Source organism: Prevotella koreensis (assembly GCF_003977605.1).
In the GTDB taxonomy this organism is placed as follows: domain Bacteria; phylum Bacteroidota; class Bacteroidia; order Bacteroidales; family Bacteroidaceae; genus Prevotella; species Prevotella koreensis.
On sequence record NZ_RYYU01000001.1, the window covers coordinates 913,334 to 932,573 of the forward strand.

At 40.0% G+C, this 19,240-nt stretch carries 13 protein-coding genes; 4 read left to right on the top strand and 9 right to left on the bottom strand.

Annotated elements, in window-relative coordinates; genetic code table 11:
- Nucleotides 1-57 precede the first annotated feature (57 nt).
- Both glgP and EHV08_RS03990 read right to left on the bottom strand, forming a co-directional pair.
- On the bottom strand, nt 58-2,622 hold the full coding sequence (gene glgP / locus EHV08_RS03985) for an alpha-glucan family phosphorylase (RefSeq protein WP_126678167.1): 2,565 nt from the start codon (nt 2,620-2,622) through the stop codon (nt 58-60).
- A 36-nt stretch (nt 2,623-2,658) separates the two neighbouring features.
- Complete coding sequence (locus EHV08_RS03990) at nt 2,659-4,314, bottom strand: glycosyltransferase (protein WP_126678168.1); 1,656 nt, start codon at nt 4,312-4,314, stop codon at nt 2,659-2,661.
- A gap of 219 nt (nt 4,315-4,533) precedes the next feature.
- Here EHV08_RS03990 and EHV08_RS03995 point away from each other — a divergent pair, with 219 nt between their 5' ends.
- The gene (locus EHV08_RS03995) at nt 4,534-4,884 is read left to right on the top strand and encodes a hypothetical protein (RefSeq protein WP_126678169.1); all 351 of its coding nucleotides are present in this window, start codon (nt 4,534-4,536) and stop codon (nt 4,882-4,884) included.
- Nucleotides 4,885-4,927: 43 nt separating this feature from the next.
- Here EHV08_RS03995 and EHV08_RS04000 read toward each other — a convergent pair whose 3' ends face one another.
- Genes EHV08_RS04000 through EHV08_RS04020 form a run of 5 tightly spaced genes read right to left on the bottom strand, consistent with a single transcriptional unit; the run spans nt 4,928 to nt 10,712 of the window.
- Nucleotides 4,928-7,510 carry a DUF5686 and carboxypeptidase-like regulatory domain-containing protein gene (locus tag EHV08_RS04000; protein WP_126678170.1) on the bottom strand — a complete coding sequence of 861 codons (2,583 nt, stop codon included), beginning with the start codon at nt 7,508-7,510 and terminating at the stop codon, nt 4,928-4,930.
- Nucleotides 7,511-7,533: 23 nt separating this feature from the next.
- Complete coding sequence (locus tag EHV08_RS04005) at nt 7,534-8,238, bottom strand: HAD family hydrolase (RefSeq protein ID WP_126678172.1); 705 nt, start codon at nt 8,236-8,238, stop codon at nt 7,534-7,536.
- Nucleotides 8,235-9,167 carry a CDP-alcohol phosphatidyltransferase family protein gene (locus tag EHV08_RS04010; RefSeq protein ID WP_126678174.1) on the bottom strand — a complete coding sequence of 311 codons (933 nt, stop codon included), beginning with the start codon at nt 9,165-9,167 and terminating at the stop codon, nt 8,235-8,237. The genes EHV08_RS04005 and EHV08_RS04010 overlap by 4 nt, the downstream gene beginning before the upstream one ends.
- A 14-nt stretch (nt 9,168-9,181) precedes the next feature.
- Nucleotides 9,182-9,982 (bottom strand): hypothetical protein, encoded by an 801-nt coding sequence (locus tag EHV08_RS04015; RefSeq protein WP_238988000.1) that lies wholly within the window; start codon nt 9,980-9,982, stop codon nt 9,182-9,184.
- 13 nt (nt 9,983-9,995) lie between these two features.
- Nucleotides 9,996-10,712, bottom strand: a complete 717-nt coding sequence (locus tag EHV08_RS04020; RefSeq protein WP_126678178.1) for a nucleotidyltransferase family protein — start codon at nt 10,710-10,712, stop codon at nt 9,996-9,998.
- Nucleotides 10,713-11,233: 521 nt separating this feature from the next.
- On the opposite strand from EHV08_RS04020, the gene EHV08_RS04025 reads away from it, so the two are divergent.
- From EHV08_RS04025 to EHV08_RS04035, 3 genes are all read left to right on the top strand, one after another.
- Nucleotides 11,234-12,871 carry a THUMP domain-containing class I SAM-dependent RNA methyltransferase gene (locus tag EHV08_RS04025; RefSeq protein WP_126678180.1) on the top strand — a complete coding sequence of 546 codons (1,638 nt, stop codon included), beginning with the start codon at nt 11,234-11,236 and terminating at the stop codon, nt 12,869-12,871.
- Entirely contained in the window at nt 12,861-15,026 is a 2,166-nt protein-coding gene (locus EHV08_RS04030) for a S9 family peptidase (protein WP_126679410.1), read from the top strand. The genes EHV08_RS04025 and EHV08_RS04030 overlap by 11 nt, the downstream gene beginning before the upstream one ends.
- Nucleotides 15,027-15,202: 176 nt before the next feature.
- On the top strand, nt 15,203-16,435 hold the full coding sequence (locus EHV08_RS04035) for a BaiN/RdsA family NAD(P)/FAD-dependent oxidoreductase (RefSeq protein ID WP_126678182.1): 1,233 nt from the start codon (nt 15,203-15,205) through the stop codon (nt 16,433-16,435).
- A gap of 334 nt (nt 16,436-16,769) precedes the next feature.
- Here the strand turns inward: EHV08_RS04035 and EHV08_RS04040 are convergent, their stop codons facing one another.
- Entirely contained in the window at nt 16,770-18,314 is a 1,545-nt protein-coding gene (locus EHV08_RS04040; protein ID WP_126678184.1) for a YifB family Mg chelatase-like AAA ATPase, read from the bottom strand.
- 83 nt (nt 18,315-18,397) lie between these two features.
- On the bottom strand, nt 18,398-19,183 hold the full coding sequence (locus tag EHV08_RS04045) for a polysaccharide biosynthesis/export family protein (protein ID WP_126678186.1): 786 nt from the start codon (nt 19,181-19,183) through the stop codon (nt 18,398-18,400).
- Between the last annotated feature and the right edge of the window lie 57 nt (nt 19,184-19,240).

The following is a 19,240-nucleotide window of genomic DNA, read 5'->3' on the forward strand; positions in this document are numbered from 1 at the left end:
CCAAGCGATGATATAATTATCGCTTGGACGATATAAAAATTACTGAATATATTATATTTAATATTCAAGCCATCTCACATAGGCAAAATCCTGACGATGAGGAAGTTTTTCATTCTTAGGGAACATTCGTATTGCTGTTTTGTAACTTCCGGCATTATCTGATTCGAAAGTAGCCTCGAATGTGTATAGGTTTCCATCTTTGGAAACGACGCTGAACGGATGTACGGCATTTATATGTTCTTCGCCATTGGCATCAGTCTTTACTGAAACATATTCAAGTCCGATAGCATCATCAAGTCCTTGCTCGTCAATCACCACTCTGAATGTATATTTCATTCCGCTAAGCGGTCCTTCCTCCGGAATATTATTCTCTGAAGAAACAACGTGTATTGCGTCCCAACGCTCTGCTACGGTTTCTTTCCATTGAGCCAATTCCTTGGCAACTTGATTATTGTTGGCACTCAACTCCTTGAAATGCAGAGCTTCTTTTGTATAGAACTTGTCGTAGTAATCGTCAAGTTGACGCTTCATAGTATAGTGAGGTGCAATTGTTGCAATAGAGTTCTTGATGACATTTATCCAACCATCACTATATCCTTCACTGTTCTTGTTGTAATACAGAGGAACTATTTCATTCTCAAGCAAACCGTATATGGTTGCAGCATCGAGTTGATCTTGGTAAGTCTGATTCTTATAAGTGCGCTTCTCGGTAAGAGCCCAGCCTGCCCCTTCGCGATAGCCTTCAAGCCACCAACCGTCAAGTACCGACAGGTTTACAACACCATTCATTTCCGCCTTCTCTCCTGATGTACCTGAAGCCTCGAGTGGACGTGTTGGTGTGTTCATCCAAATATCTACTCCCGATACAAGACGACGAGCAAGACGGAAATCATAATCCTCAAGGAATATGATTTTACCGAGGAACTCTGGGCGTTGGCTTATCTCATATATTTTCTTTATCAATCCCTGCCCTGCTCCATCTGCGGGATGTGCTTTCCCTGAGAAAAGGAACTGTACCGGACGCTCAGGGTTGTTTACAATGGCCGAGAGTCTATCGAGATCTGTGAATAAAAGATGCGCACGCTTATAAGTTGCGAAACGACGACAGAAGCCTATCATCAATGCATTAGGATTGATTTTGTCAAGCAATGAGAGCACACGCGATGGGTCGCCTTGGTTCTTTAGCCAGTTCTCTCTGAACTTTGTGCGTATATAGTCAGTCAATTTATTCTTAAGAGCCATGCGTGTTTCCCAAATTTCCGAATTCGGAACATTGTATATGGCATGCCATATTTTCTCGTTGCTCTGGTCTCCGATGTGTTTCTTGTCGAAATACTTGGCGTATAGTTGTCTCCATTCTGTTGCACACCATGATGGGAAATGAACTCCATTAGTTACATAACCAACGTGATTCTCTTCAGGGAAATAGCCTTTCCATATAGGAGCAAACATTTTCTGACTTACCCAGCCATGAAGTTTACTTACACCATTAACCTCCTGACAAGTGTTAATGGCAAATGTACTCATTGAGAACTTCTCGTTCTTGTCATCGGGATTGGTGCGTCCCATACCGATGAAATCATCCCACGAAATACCAAGCATATCTGGATAACCTCCAAGATATTTTCCGAAAAGGCTTTCATCAAAGTAGTCGTGACCAGCAGGAACCGGTGTATGACAAGTATAAAGACCACTTGCTCGTACAAGTTCCAAGGCTTGATTGAATGTAAGACTATCATCTTTTATGTAATCAACAAGTCTCTGTAGATTGCACAGAGCGGCATGACCTTCGTTACAATGATAAATTTCTTTTTTTATTCCGAGTTTCTTTAATGTCAAAATACCGCCTATACCGAGCAATATCTCTTGCTTCAAGCGGTTCTCCCAGTCACCCCCATAAAGCGAATGGGTAATCGGTCTGTCAAACTCAGAGTTCATATCGTTATCCGTATCAAGCAGATATAATGATATTCTGCCGACATTGACACGCCACACATACGCATGAACATGATAGTTCATGTAAGGAACATCTATTACCATCGGTGTTCCGTCCTCATTCATTTGGCGTTCTATGGGCAAAGAATTGAAATTCTGTGCCTCGTAGTTTGCTATTTGTTGTCCGTCAATGCTCAAACTCTGTGTGAAATATCCAAAACGATAAAGGAAACCTATGGCACACATATCCACATTAGAATCAGATGCTTCTTTAAGATAATCACCGGCAAGCATACCAAGACCACCCGAATAAATTTTCAACACCTGATTCAAACCGAACTCCATACAGAAATATGCAACAGAGGCACGCTTGTCGTTGGGCTTAACATCCATGTATTTACGGAAGAGTTTGTAAACGTTGTTAACGTTCTTCATTATTTCCTTATCATTTACAATTTCTTCCTTGCGTTCATAACTGAGACGCTCAAGCAATAATACAGGATTGTGATTAACTTCTTCGTATAGTTCCTCGTCAAGACTTCTCCAAAGGTCGCGAGCCTCGTAGTTCCATGCCCACCACAAATTATGTGCCAATTCATCAAGACACTTCAAACCCTCAGGGAGTCTCGATTTCACTGAAAGTTCTTTCCAACGTGGAGCATTGGAATAATCTGCTTTTATCTTCATAATCTTATGTTTAATTATTATTTGGTTTATTATTGTTTATTTCCTGCCTTCTGCTTTACGAAGAGCAATGTCATACGCTTCTTCGTAATATTTAATAAAATTGCTCCAAAGTGCTTTCTCTGATAGTTTCCATGCATTGGAACGGCATTCGTCTATTTCTTTAGTTGTCATCTTAGAGAACTTCAATACTGTATCTTTAATTGTATCTGCAACTTCAGAATAGTTATAGTCTGTGCGACTTATAACCTTAACTCCATCTTCAATTTCGCTATAAATCCCCTTTTCTGAATTAGCCCACATTCCAAATCCTGCCAAATCTGTGGTTATACATGGAACTTTAAATGCAATCGCTTCCAATGGTGTATATCCCCACGGCTCATAATAAGACGGATAAACACATATATCGTTGCCAAGCACAAGGTCATAATAAGACTGGTTTAAAATACCATCATCACCTGTAAGATAACATGGAATGAAAATCAACTTGACCTTATCATTTGACCGATTGTTCATATCAAGGTATTTCATCATACCTAGCACGTTATCATGACTCATATTATGAAGCCAATGAGTTATTTCCGGAATATCAAGAGGTGTTTCGTTCTTCTTTCCGGAATTTAATACTGAAGCCAAATCCTTACGTGGTTCACCAACCCATCCAGGAACCTCAATCAGTGCAAGAACGGTTTTATCAAGTCCCTTTTCGTGGCGCAATCTGTTCATTGCTTCTATATATACATCAATTCCCTTGTTTCTGAACTCATATCTTCCACTTGTAGATACAATAAGAGTATCATCATCAAGATTTGTTCCAAGCAATGCATTTGCAACTTCAAGCAACCGTTTTCTTGCTGCCTTTCTCTTTTTTGCAAATGTATTTCCGGTTGGTACAAAACTGTTATCAAAGCCATTTGGAAGAACAGCATCAACAGGTTTATCAAGAAGTTCCTTACATTCATTTGCCGTAATTTCACTCACGGTAGTAAAACAATCTACGTACTTCGCAGTTTGTTTCTCAACAGAATGCTTACTCTGCATGTTCAATTCAGAAGCCATGCCATCGCCATTATATGCAAAAAGATACTCATAAAGAGGTTTGTTATTGCCGGCTATACTTCTTCCTATGCTTGTTGCATGCGTTGTGAAAACTGTTCCGATTTCTGGTAATACCTTATTAATATATAATACACCCAACCCTGTCATCCATTCATTTCCATGATAGATAACATTATGCGAACTGCTCAGATACCTTTTATAGAAACTTTCGACCAATACACCTGCCGAATAAGAAAACATAGAGGCTTCATCATAATCACCATAAGCATGGATTGAATCTACCTTGAAATCCTCCCATGATTTTGCATAAATCTCATTCTTCCTCTCAAAAAAGGGTGAGAAATCAATCAGCATGGCTATAGGATTACCTGGAATAGCCCATCTGCCTATTTTAATATTAAGTCCGTCTTTGATAATGTCTCTACGCCAATCGCTGAACAAACTTTCATCTTCAATAAAATAAGGGCATGTGTTATCTTTCCAGCAATCAGGACCAATAAAAATAATTTTATCTTTCATCATGTTCTGTAAAGTCCTTGCACGCGTTGAAAGTACTGTATATATCCCTCCTACCTTATTACAAACTTCCCAACTTGACTCAAAAATATAGTCAGGAATCATTAACCTATTATTCATTATTGTTTAAAATAAAACGAGGTGCAAAGATAGTATAAAAAAAATGTCCTCCAAATTTTAACACATACAAAATCAATAAAATGCTTGATTTCTTGACTAAAGTTATTTAACTTTGCGAAAACATAATAAATTACATTTATGAAAAACATATTATTGATACTTATTTTCAGTTTTATATGCTGTTCGATAAATGCCCAAGATGATGTTGATTGTAAAAATATGACACCATTCAAAGGTAAGTTCTATAATGAGGAATATCAAATATTCGTTGTCATGAGTTTTAAAGACAAAGATGTTATTGTTTACGGCCAAGAGATACTCGGGGAACTTGATGGATATTTTGGTTCTACGAAAACCGGTCATATATGGCCTATCACATCATCAGAAATTAATGGGAATACAGCGACCATCGAAGCAATAAACAATTATGGCAGTGAAGATTTCACCGCCACAATATCCTTAAAAGATGACGGAACATACGAGTTTCATCATATAAGTGGTAGCACTTTTAAGTTCCCTGTGAACAACAAATGGCAAAAGATTCCTGCAAAATTGATTTTCTCACAATAAAAATCAATTCATAACCAAAAGACTTTCACTATACTAATTAGCATCAGAACGTCATTTGTAGCATGAACCTTATGCCGTGCTTATGTGCCGTTGGCGGGTCGAGATATGTCAATCTGCGAACATATTCCACATGTAGTAACTTGAATATGTTGTGTATTCCGGCCACCAACTCTACATAAGGACGATTCATATCCATAACAGAAACACCCTCCGGGAAATACATTAGGTTAGGGTCTCCGGCATTTTGTTCAAGCAATGGGTTGTTTTTTTCAGACAGATATCCCCATAGACACTTCACGCCGATGTACTCTCTCCACTTCAGTTTGTGAATCAATGGAATACGGTTAAAAATCTTTCCATTCATATCCCATGACATGCTTAGCGAAGCATAGCGGTCATTCAGAAACTCCATATTGTTAATAAGGTTGAAGGTTTCTTTCTGAACGATATAGGATAAATTCGCTGCCGGTACGATAAGCAGAGGAAAAGGCACTTTACTCCATTGTATTCCACCTTTCAAACGAATGTCCATTTTTCCCCAACTATTCAACCAAAAACGTTTGAATATTGTAGCCTCAGAAAAATGATATGTATAATCTCCGCCAAGAAATCCTTTGATACCTATTGTGTGTGACAGGGTGAATATTGGTGCATCAAGATTGATCGGGACGCGACGTTGTTTTGTATTGATGAAAGTTTCGCCAGGTGCAAACCTCACTCCAAAACTCAATTCGGTAGTACGCAGTTTGCCATGACCATGAAAAAACTCTGTAACATTCGGATCAGGCATTTGTTTTTCAAGGTTCATCGGCGTGAAAAACAAGTTTGCAGTAGCCTCGTTCTCTTCTGCTTTCAGACTTGCATCAAGTTTCAAACCACCTTCTATTTCATACTCAAAAGCCAGTTGTTGACGATTATAGAACATCATCTTATCCATGTTTCCCCACTTGAATGCCGTGAAAACATTATCCTTATCGGTCTTTATGAATTTATCGCTCGGCGTACAAACATCGTAAGTGCTTGAAAAAGACAGTGTACGACGAGGATATTCTCGTGGCAGATATTCTTTCTTGTTGAAACTATATGTCAGTTCACCTTTATAATAGTTTTTCTTGCTTTGCCAACCATGTGCATAATATCCCGACAAAAACCAGTGCTTACTTGTATTTGCCGTAGTCTGCGCACTGGCACGTGTTCGCATTCCATCAACAAAATTTCTCGTTATCATGGTATTGATAGGACCTATATCCACCTTGCTCGGATGCTCCTTGTTGCCGGTCTCTACGAAGTTCTCTATTAATGCCTTGGCACCGAATATGATATATTTAAACCCTTTCATATTCTCCAAACCTCTCACAAAATCATCCATCGAGCCTTCGCTTTTTGTCAAATCTACGGCCCTATATTGTGCCCAGAAATCCTTGTTACGCATCATGGCATCGGCTTCACGCCTCTCCTTACCTTTCCCTTTGAACAGTTTTTTCGGTATTTCGTCGAAAGCATAGTCGTTAAGCCGTGTTGTTCTCATCACCACAGCCTTTGAAAGGAAACTCGTAAGGGACAACTCTACAAACATATCATCAACCGACAATGCCCATTCACCATTTGGAAGTTTTGTGTATTCCTGCATTATCTGTAGATTGTCCACAAAGTTAACATCGCTCTGTATGGGGATTGTGAGATTGCATCTTTTTACGTGCAATGTCGAATCGGCTATGATATAAAGTTCTCCACGGAAACCAAAATCTTGCTGATTGTTGGGCAAAAACTGCAGATGATAGCACAAATCGTTTGCCACATAGACAGTATCTTCAATATAGAAGCGATAGAATCCTATTGCATTCTTGCCTATCGGCGAAGTGAAAGGGTGCTGCAACAATCTCACTTGGTCATCGTAAATATCCACATCAGTGAATATATCCTTCAATACGGAGTTCAGAATATCTCCTGTTTCTATAAGTTCGCTTATTCCTGTTGTGCTCTGTCCTATAATAATATCTTTTTCAGAACGTGGTGATTTACGGTAAACCCTCTTCGTCACGGTCTCATCAACACTTATAGGCAGTATCAGTTTCCCCGTATAAGGACTTGGTTCAACATGGTTTAACATCCATTTCTTTTTTTGGAAAAAGTCACTTTCCAGTTCGCTTGGTTTTATATCATTGAATGCAAGCGTTATTTTCTGATATTTATTAAACTGATAGAAATCATGATTGTTAAGGTCTGTCCGTTTCTTTGCCTCTATCACTCTCTTCATCAGTTCCACAGCAGGATTGTTCTTTCGTGAATACCTATTGCGCTTCGATCTCACCGTAACACCCTCCAATGCATTAGCCTCAGAAGGCTCAAGTTCTATCATGAGAAACCCAACCAGATTATTCTTAATAAATATTTTCTTTGGTTTGTAACCAACAGCACTGAATGTCAGATACCAACCATTATGCCTTGAGATATTGAAACATCCGCCGGCATCGCTCGACACCATGACATTATGACCTTTATAAATAGCACTTGCATACGGTATGCTGTCACCTGTAGAGGCATCAACTATCCTACCGGAGATATTCTGTGCATTAGATACCATGAAGACAAAAGTCATCATGAGTAACATTAACCATTTCTTCATTATCTTATTATTGTTATCCTTTTTTACAAATCCAACAGTTCACATAGTCTTGTGATTATCATATCTGGGACATTATCATCATATTTTTCGTCTGTCCACCCCATTCCCTTAATCCATATTGCATGACACCCCGCCTTTTTCGCGGGCAAAATGTCTTTATAGAAACTATCTCCAATAACCGTCACGTCTGCAGCCTGAAGCCCCAACGCTTCAACACCGAGAGTGAATATACGTGAATCAGGCTTACGAATACCGACTGCTGCACTTTCTATAACTGAATTAAAGTATTGCTCTAAGTCAAATTCTTTAAGCACAGAAGATATGTTTCCATAAAAATTACTTACCAAGGCCATAGGATGATCATTCTTCAGAACACCCAGAACGCGCCTGCTTTCTGCAACAACATCACACACCTCACGATATAATAATTCAAGCAATTCAGCATGCTTATTCGTATATTCTTCTTCCGAGACATCCCAATATCCCTCGGTCATAAGATGCTCCATTTCCAAACGGAGTTTTATTTCAAGTGTCTTATGAAACGTGTAAGAAGGGCGTATAATAGATTTACTTCCCAAAGTACGTTCCGCATATACGTATGCTTCACGAAACTGCAACTCCGTAACAGGTACTCCACAGCGTTCATAACCTTTCCAAAGCACCTTTCCCCAATGATCTCCATTAGTATCTATGGTGCCTCCATAGTCAAAAATAATTCCTTTTGTCATAGTTGTTCGGTAATTTCTGCACATAGCACCTCATGACGTTTGTGCATGTATATATATAATATATTGAACACTGTAATCTCCACAAGAAGATAAATCCACGGACAATCAAGCATACAGGTGGCATAAAGTATTATCGCACGTGCATTGAATGTCAGTATGTTTGTGTATTTCATCAACGGACGACTGCCGTTTATAAATTTCTCTTTCGTTTCCTTCGGCATGTTCTCCACACCACCATACTTATCGACTATCTTTTCTATCATTTTCTGAAAAGCCGGTGTACGTTTCTCCTGGCTCTTACAATAGTTGGAATAGTTGTAATAGAAAAGGCGGGTAAACAGTTTGTTCTTTGGTTGCTCTTCATATATGGCACGCTGTTGTTTGTAATTATCAAGTTCGCTGCCTGCCTTTCCTTTAATGAAGAAAAGATGTATCTGACGATAATAGTCGGCAAGAGAACTCTGAGGCGAATGGCTCATTATGCCGGAAACCACGGCAAGTAACCATATCCATATATGCCATTGAATATCAGTACCCGGGATACTTTTATGAAACAAACGTATACAGATTGCAGCATAAATAAAAAAGAACCAAATGTCACCAGAGAACCCATCAAGCACTCTGCCGACAAGAGTTTTCTTACCGGTAAGCCGCGCCATTTGACCATCGGTACTGTCACAGAAATTAGCAAACATCAGTAAGACAACACCAAGGACATTGTGCAATAAGTCGGAATAGGAAAACATCACACCGGCAGCAATGCCGAGGAATATCGAAAAAATTGTGATTATGTTCGGGTGAATGCCAAGTTTGTTCCATAATATCGCGAACACCAGTCCTATGGGACGAGTGAAATAGACATCTATCCATTCCTCCGTATCTTTGCTTTTGAATGATGCTTGCAGCATCTCTTTGAATGATTGTTCCATTAAAAAACATTTATTTATACACCCAACAACTCAACATTTGCCCTCTTACCGAGCGAAGCAATAGCCACGGCAGCCTCTTCACGGCAACGCGAAAAACTTGGCCAATCGTTGAAATCTATTATTGCAAAAGTGCCGTCACTGCGTATTATACAATCGCCTCCATATACTTGAAGTCCGGAGATGTCGGCAAGCCTTTCTGCATTTGTCATTAGTAATCGTCGGTCAAAGTCATGATGCAATGCCGTTCCGTTATGCAGTTCGTTCCCGAATTTGCTGTCTCCGCAATCTGTGGGATAGAAACAACGGAAGAAACCTATTCCCGAAACACCGTAGAATTTTACCAAATCTCCATTTACATGAGCCGTAACCACAACGTCAACAATGCCCCTTGCCTTGAAATCAAGAAGAACACGATTACGTTCTGTCTCATTTTTAGCATACACCACATCTTCTTCATTTTGTGCCGCAACATCACCACGTTTCAACCAATATCCGTATTTTCCTTCAAAAGGGGCGGCCGGAATGGCGTTCTCACGCATCATTCGTTCTATAGTGGAGCGTCCGGAGTTCCTCATTCCTATACTACTGTTCACCACTCTTATACCTTCTTTTTCTTTTTTCTCAATCCATTCTACCGTAGATGGCAAACGTCCCATAGAGAAGATTATCTCAGCATCTGTATCCGTTGGAAGTTTTTCCTCTTTGACATACTCCACCTCCGCACCATCTTTCAACAGTACATTACCCACCTCCTCAAGTATTTTCCTATCTTTCTCAATACTGTTAGGCGAGAAACGAGTGGATCGATATATCATCAGAACTCTCATCTCAACTATTTAATCGTAAGAAATCTTCGGCTTTGCGAATATCTCCAACATGGTCTATGTCAAGCACTTTTGTAAAAGGGTGAGCCTTTATATTTAATCCTTCGGCAATAAGAGCACGTTGAAAATTACGCATACGACTTATGCCACGTTCAATACAATCCTGCGCAACGGTCTTGGCCTTGCTGTCAAGACCGTATATGCCGGCACTGACAAATTTGCAACCGTTATTTTCATCATAAAACCCATTGATACACATTGTGTCATCAACACCTACGTAAAGTGGTGTCTCGTCATCAATATAGTCAGTGACAGGGAAACAGCCATCGGCATTGCTTTGTTCGAAAGCACTGATGAATTGTGCAAATTCCACCTCACGGAAAATGGTATCTACCGTAGTCAGCACAAATTTTCCATCTCCCAAAATCGAACAAAGTTCATGAAAACTATGAAGACTGCTCGGTGTTGATTTCACTATATATTTCAAAGGCACTTCTCGTCCGTAAAGTCCGGACATACAAATCTCGTCAAGATGCATGCTTACCAAACTGTTTTTATCATTACAGATAACGACAATCTCTTTGGCATTATTATCCATGAAAATCCTTATAAGGCGGTCGATAAGCCGTTCTGCGCCTATTCTGACAAGCGGTTTAGGTTCTTTCACGCCTTCCTCTGCAAGCCTGGAACCTTCGCCGGCAGCAATTATCGCATATCTCATAACCTATTGTTTCCTATCTACAATTTAAGAATTGCAAAGTTATTAATAATATGTTTAAGGATAAAACTATTTAATATATTTTTATTTTTCGTCATTTTTATTACGACAAGCGGAATAAACATAAATTGCAAAGGGACAGGGTTTTATTTCCACTAAAGCAATAATAGCAATATGTTCATAGATGATTGTAACAGCAATTTCGCCTGTTTTGGTAGGCAATTTAGGCGAAATTGAAAATCAAAATGGGCGAAATTGTTGACCAAAACAGGCGAAATTGAAATGCAGTAAAAATGAAACAAGGTGGAATTTAATTACTTTTTCTTTGCAATGTAGAATAAAAAAGGTATCTTTGCAGCGGTTTTTTTATTTTTATTGACACACCAAAGAAATGAGCACTGAAAATCTTTATCAGACTCTAAAGCAGGCAAGGAAAGAAATGTCGGCAAACGAACTGCCGCAGAAAACTTTGCCGGATATATGTCAAATGGGAAAAACAAAAATAACAACATACAGCAAATTTAATGAACGAAGAATTTGAACTCATTGCCAAGACCTTTATGGGTTTAGAGCCTGTTTTGGCAGAAGAACTCTCTAAATTGGGGGCAAACAATGTGAAAATCGGTCGCCGCATGGTATCATTCACCGGTGATAAGGAACTGATGTACCGCGCGAATTTCCAGTTACATACCGCAATACGTATTCTCAAACCAATCAAAAAATTCAAGGCATGCAGTGCCGAAGATGTTTACGAGCAGATTAAAGAGATTGATTGGAATAAATACATGGACAACAAAACAACATTCGCCGTAGATTCTGTTGTTTTCTCTGAGGAGTTCCGACACTCAAAGTTTGTTGCCTATAAGGTTAAAGATGCAATCGTTGACAGATTTCGTGAGAACACGGGCGAACGTCCTAATGTGTCAGTGACAAATCCAGATCTGCGTCTTCACATTCACATTGCAGACGAAGATGCCACGCTATGTCTCGACTCATCAGGCGAAAGCCTGCATCGTCGCGGCTATCGTCAAGATTCCGTAGAAGCACCGCTAAATGAAGTGCTTGCTGCCGGAATGATACTTATGACGGGCTGGAACGGAGATACTGATTTCATCGACCCGATGTGCGGCTCGGGTACTCTGCTTATCGAAGCGGCACTCATAGCACGCAACATATCTCCGGGCGTGTTCCGCAAGGAATATGCTTTCGAGAAATGGGCAGACTTTGACAAGGAACTATTCGATAGTATCTATAATGATGATTCGGAAGAACGTGAATTCAAGCATCACATCTATGGCTACGACGTTGACCCGAAAGCCGTTGGGAAAGCACGCCTGAACGTAAAGGCGGCAGGACTTATAAAGGACATAACGATTGAGCCACAAGATTTCAAAGACTTCTCACAACCGAAAGAGAAAGCAATAATAGTGACAAACCCACCTTATGGAGAACGCATCAGCACGCCAAACTTGCTCGCGACATATAAAATGATTGGCGAACGACTGAAGAATGAGTTTAAAGGGAACACGGCATGGGTACTGTCATATCGTGAGGAATGTTTCGATCAGATAGGACTGAAACCATCAATAAAGATTCCCGTGTTCAACGGTTCTTTGGAATGTGAACTCCGCAAATATCAGATGTTTGAAGGTAAGTTCCGCGACTTCCGCAGCGAAGGAAACGAAATAAAGACTGACGAAGAGAAAGCGGCAATGGCCGAGAAACGACGTTTCAAAGAACATCGTGAGTTCAAAAAGAGACTCGATGAAGATGCGGAAATGGCAGCCGGAGACATACGTTCGTTCACATTCAAGCATCATCCCTCATACGAAATTGCACAGCAGCGAATTGAGAGAAGAAAGAGATTGCGTCAATATGATGACAAAGAAAATGGTCGTGATGGACGAGAACGCCGACCGAGAAGAGACGATAGTCAACGTGAAGGACAGAGGCGTGAAGGCAGACGTGATTGGGATTTCCGTCGCGAAGACCGTGAGAAACGACGTGATGGCAATGATTTCAAACGCAAAGGAGACGATTTCCGCCGTGGCAGAGACGACCACAAAAGAGGAGAGCGACCAAATCGTGGAGGAGAAAGACAATTTAAAAGTGATAATAAACGTGATTTTAAAAATAAAGAAAGGCGTAGATATGAAGATTAAAAATGCTTTATTGCTTATCGTAATTGCAATAACACCGATGACAGGAATGGCTCAGGACAAACTATTCACACTTGAAGACATCAACTATGGTGGTAATAACTATCGCAACATGGTACCTGAAAACAGGTGGTTTGCATGGTGGGGAGACGAACTTGTAAGGCTTGACGTAGAGGGATGCCACATTGTTGACAAGAGAACAAACAAGGAAAAAATGCTCATTGGCATTGATGAGATAAACGCATGGGCAGGAACAACAGACTCTCTGATGTTTAGACATTTTTACCATGCAAGTTTTCCTTACGCAGACAAACCGTACATCATGATGCAGAATATCAACGAGCGTATGCTCATTGACTTCAAAGCACATAAGGTGGTGTGGCGACAGTCGTGCCGTGATGAGGAAAAAGAAGACTGGAACAAGAACAGTCGCGCTATCGCATACTTAAAAAATCATCAGTTATTCGTGAGAGATGCTGATAATAACGAACACAGACTGACAACCGATGGCTGCCGCGAAATAGTGTATGGAAGCACCGTGCATCGTGACGAGTTCGGTATAACAAAAGGAACTTACTGGAGCAACGACGGCATGAAACTGGCGTTCTATCGCATGGATCAATCTATGGTTGCTGACTACCCGCAAGTGAACATCGACCCACGCATCGCGGAATGCGAGCCCGACAAATACCCAATGGCGGGAGAGACATCGCATAAGGTTACGGTTGGCGTGTATGATATTAAAACAAAAAACATTGTATATCTACAAGCAGGAGACCCAACAGACCGTTATTTCACAAACATTGCATGGTCGCCGGACAACAAAACTATATATATGTTTGAATTGAATCGCGACCAAAACGATTGTAAACTTGTAAGTTACAACGCATCTACCGGCGAACGCATTGCCGAACTTTACCGCGAGACATCAGACAAATATGTTGAGCCATTGCACCCGATACATTTCCTGCCTTGGGACAATTCAAAATTCATTTTACAAAGTCAGAAAGATGGATACAATCACCTTTATCTCTTTGACAAATCTGGAAAAGAACTCCGACAACTGACAAAAGGGAAATGGATTGTAATGGACGTATATGGATTTGATAGTAAAAACAAGTCTGTTATAATTGCTGCAAACGAAGCAAACGACATTCAGCAGAACACATACACTGTGAATGTAAACACCGGTAAGTTGGCACGTCTTGATAATGGACGTGGATGGCACTACGCAAACATATCGGAATCAGGTGCCTGGTTCTACGATAACTATTCGGAGCCGGACGTTCCACGCGTTATAACGATAGCACCTACCGATGCTAAACGTGCAATGGCGGCTGCCGAGAAACCGTATCTTAAAGCAGCAGATCCTTGGAAAGGTTATCAGATACCTGAATTTTCTACCGGTAAAATTAAGGCTGCTGATGGTAAAACAGATCTTTATTACCGCATGGTTCGCCCCACCAACTTCGATGAATCAAAGAAATACCCAACCGTTATATATGTATATGGCGGACCACATGCGCACAACGTTGACGCACGCTGGCACTGGAGCAGTCGTTCTTGGGAGACATATATGGCACAGAAAGGTTATGTTCTTTTAATTGTTGACAATCGAGGCAGCGAGAACAGAGGACGTGACTTCGAGCAGGCTACATTCCGTCAATTAGGACAAGTGGAAATGGCAGACCAGATGAAAGGCATTGAGTTCCTAAAATCTTTGCCTTATGTTGATCAGGATAGGATTGGTGTTCATGGTTGGAGTTATGGTGGTTATATGACCATTTCTCTAATGGTAAACTATCCTGATGTGTTCAAAGTGGGTGTTGCCGGTGGTCCTGTAATAGACTGGAAATGGTATGAGGTGATGTATGGTGAACGTTATATGGATACTCCACAGACCAATCCGGAAGGATATGCTAAAACATCGCTACTACCAAGAGCAAAAGACTTGAAAGGAAAGTTGCAAATCATAACAGGATACAACGATCCGACCGTGGTCCCCCAGCACTGCTTGTCATTCATAAAGGAATGTATAAAGGTTGGTACACAACCTGATTTCTTCGTATATCCGGGTGAACCTCACAATATGAGAGGACACCAGAGCGTGCATCTTCACGAACGCATCACGCAGTATTTCGAAGATTATTTGAAGTAAAAAACATTGGCGAGGAGGAGAAATATTAAAAGAATTTAGGAGTTGGGGAGTATCTGGAGTTTAGGCAACACTATATTTTATGGATTCCATAAAATAACATTTGTAAACAAAGGTGTTGTCCAAACTCCAGATACTCCCCAACTCCTAAACTCTTTTTGATAAAATAATAAGCAATTATGTCTATAAGAATAGCAGTCATCGGTGGTGGAGCGGCAGGTTTCTTTGCCGCAATAAAGGCAAAGGAGACTATTTCTGATGCTATTGTTACAATCTTTGAAAGAGGTAATATGCCTTTGGCAAAGGTTGCTATAACAGGAGGTGGGAGATGTAATCTGACTAACAGTTTTGCTTGTGTGAGCGATTTGAAAAAGGTTTATCCACGAGGTGACAAACTGATGAAACGCCTATTCAAGACATTCAACAACCAAGACACATTTCGTTGGTTTGAGAAGCGTGGTGTTCCATTAGTTACGCAAGACGATGAATGTGTATTCCCACGTTCACAAGATGCCCAATCAATTGTCAGATGTCTTATAGATGAGGCACACAGACTTGGAGTAAGAATAAAAACGAAGCATGCACTTTCACGTATTGAAAGGAAAGATGATATGTTGTTCATGTTCTTCAATAACGAAGAAAAATATATTGTAACAGAAAAGATTATAATAACTACCGGCGGACATTCTAATCTTCCTTCATTTAATTATATAGCAAGTTTAGGACATTCAATAGTAGAACCCATGCCATCACTATTCACATTCAATATAACAGACAAGTCTCTACGCACTCTTATGGGCACAGTAATGAAAAATGCTTCGATAGGAATTGTTGGTGAGAAAATGCGTGGAGAAGGCCCTCTTCTAATCACTCATTGGGGTATTAGTGGTCCGGCAGTGTTAAGACTCTCGTCATATGCTGCACGCCTTGCATACGAACGGAAATATAGTTTTGATATATCAGTGAACTGGATTGGACAAAGCAACACATCTGTTGTCGCAGAAAATATTGCGAAAACGGCAAAAGATAATGCCGCAAAAAAGATAAGCAATGCAAGGCCATACGACCTCCCTACCCGACTATGGGATTATCTTATTGAGAAAATCGGTATCGCAACTGAAAAAAGATGGGATGAAACCGGTAAGAAATGGCAAAACAAGATTGTTGAGATACTTACAAATGATGTTTATCATGTTGATGGGAAAAGCAAATGGAGGGATGAATTTGTAACCTGCGGTGGTGTATCCCTGTCATCAATAAACCCAAATACGCTCGAAAGCAAATATGTACCCGGATTATATTTCGCCGGAGAGGTAACAGATGTAGATGCCGTCACTGGCGGTTTCAATCTACAAGCAGCATGGACAATGGGATATGTTGCAGGAGAAAATGCTGCGAAACAAAACCTTTGATTAACGCATTTTTTATTTTTGATTATCGTTCTATGCAAACAAAATTATTTGCCAAGTGACGGTAATAGTAAAAAATAAAACATAAAAAAAGCGATAGGCTTCACAGCTGATCGCTCCATATCTCCAATAGGTATTAGTTTTTTTAAGGTAAAAAGATTGTTTTCAGGATAACGGTTGCAAAGGTAATTATTTTCTTTTAACACGCCAAATTATTTCCACTTATTTTTATATGAAAAACTTCCGTGCACCTACACAATTATCATAATTTAACAAAAAGCAGATGCAAACGATTGTCTCGTTACTTGAAAGAGAAAACGTATAAAAAATAATTGATTCATAATCCTCTTTCCGCCCAGTCTCCACGATCAAGACTACGATAGGAAATTGCTTCCGCAAGATGTGATGTAGTGATGTTTTCCGAAGCTTCAAGATCGGCTATTGTTCGCGCAACCTTTAAAATTCGACTATATGCACGAGCAGACAAGTTAAGTTTTTCCATAGCATAGCGAAGCATGTTAAGGCCTGCAGTATCAGGTTCTGCATATTGGTAAATCATTCGCTCATTCATCTGCGCATTGCAATGCATACCTTTTATATCCTTATACCTTGCTTCTTGAATATCTCTTGCTCTTATCACTCTCTCGCGTATTTTCTCGCTTGCTTCTCCTTGTTGTACCATAGAAATATCTTTAAATGGTACGGGAGTTATTTCGCATTGAATATCAATACGGTCAAGCAAAGGGCCTGAAATCTTATTCATATACCTTTGTATCTGTCCCGGAGTACAAACACAATTATGAGTAGTATCTCCATAATAACCACATGGACATGGATTCATGGAAGCCACGAACATAAATGAGCATGGGAACTCTATAGTGTATTTTGCACGACTGATTGTGATGGTACGATCTTCAAGAGGTTGACGCATAACCTCAAGTGCAACTCTCGAGAATTCGGGAAGTTCGTCACAGAACAAGACTCCATTATGTGCAAGTGATATTTCGCCCGGTTTGGGAGTAGTTCCACCGCCAACGAGGGCAACTTGTGATATACTATGGTGAGGGCTGCGGAAAGGACGTTGACATATCAGTGAAGAATTACGCTGCATTTTTCCTGCTACAGAATACACCTGGGTCGTCTCCAAACTTTCTGCCAACGTAAGAGGTGGCAATATAGAAGGTAGGCGTTTAGCCATCATAGATTTACCGGAACCGGGAGGACCTACCATTATCAGGTTATGACCACCCGCAGCAGCCACTTCAAGCGCACGTTTTACATTTTCCTGACCACGAACATCGGCAAAGTCAAGATCGAAGTGTGATTGGTTCTCATAAAACTCCTTGCGCGTATCAACAATAGTGGGTTCAAATTTTTCACCATTAAAAAACCTAATAACATCACCAAGTGATTCCATGCCATAGACATCAAGATTATTTACCACTGCTGCCTCACGTGCATTTTCTTTTGGTACGATAAGTCCTTTGAACTTATCTGAACGTGCCTTTATGGACAATGGCAAAACACCTCTTACCGGACGTAACATACCATCAAGCCCCAACTCGCCAATCATCATATATTCACCGAGCATATCGGTCTTGATCTTACCACTTGCTCCTAATATGCCGATAGCCATGGAAAGGTCGTATCCACTACCCTCTTTCTTCATGTCTGCAGGAGAAAGATTGACTGTAATTTCTGCCACAGGCATCTTCTTACCGATATTTATAAATGCTGCCTTTATTCGGTCGAAACTTTCTTTTACTGCCGCATCTGCAAGTCCTGAAACACGTAATAATACACCGGGATTTATATTGGTCTCAATGGTAACGGTAACTACACCTAATCCCATCAGTTCGGCAGAATATGTCTTTACAAGCATGGAATATATATTATTATGTTATTAAAAAAGGGACATGTAAATAGATACACGCCCCTAATATTCTTGAATGTTTTCGCTAATCTTTATTTTTTTATCAAAGTAATAATCACAGAACTTAAAGAAACAAGCATGGTAGCAGTAGTAAGCCAAATACTATTGTTATTAATTGCTTGACGATTAATCTTTGACTTGTTAGGTTCAATGTAAATAATGTCATTCTGCTGAAGATAATAATAAGGAGAATTGAATATATCTGCCTTACTAATATCAAGACGGTGAGTGCTCTTCTGTCCGTTTTTATCTTCTCTTACAAGCAGAATATTATCACGCCTTCCATAAAGGGTTAGGTCACCAGCGGATGCTATTGCCTCTACTATACTCATTTTCTCTGTTGTAACAGGAACAATCCGTGAGCCAGTTTCACCAATAATTGTTACATGATAACTCGTCATTCGTACTGTAACGATAGGTTTCTCTTTAACTGCCATATATGGCCGGATAAGACTAAGAATAAGATCCTCACATTCTTTTGTCGTAAGGCCTTCTACATGTATAGTGCCAACCATTGGGAAATTTATGTTTCCTTGGTTATCTACCAAATATCCATAAATGCGAGCCTCGTTAGGTACTCCATATACATTACCATTTTCAGAATCACGATTGAATGGTTTTGCTGCATCAGGATCTGATGTATTAACACGAATATTAATCAAGTCCTTAGGCATGATACGAGCCTCATATAACCAACGTGAACCTGATAAATCTGTAGTATCTGCACCTTGGAAATAAACAATATTTTTTGTACTTCCGCAACTGCCGAAAAGTACCATAAGAGTCATAACAACTACCGGGAGTATTATTCTTTTCATAATTTCAAGTTTATTGTAATTAAGGATTTGCTTGCAAATTTAATATATTTTTTTTAA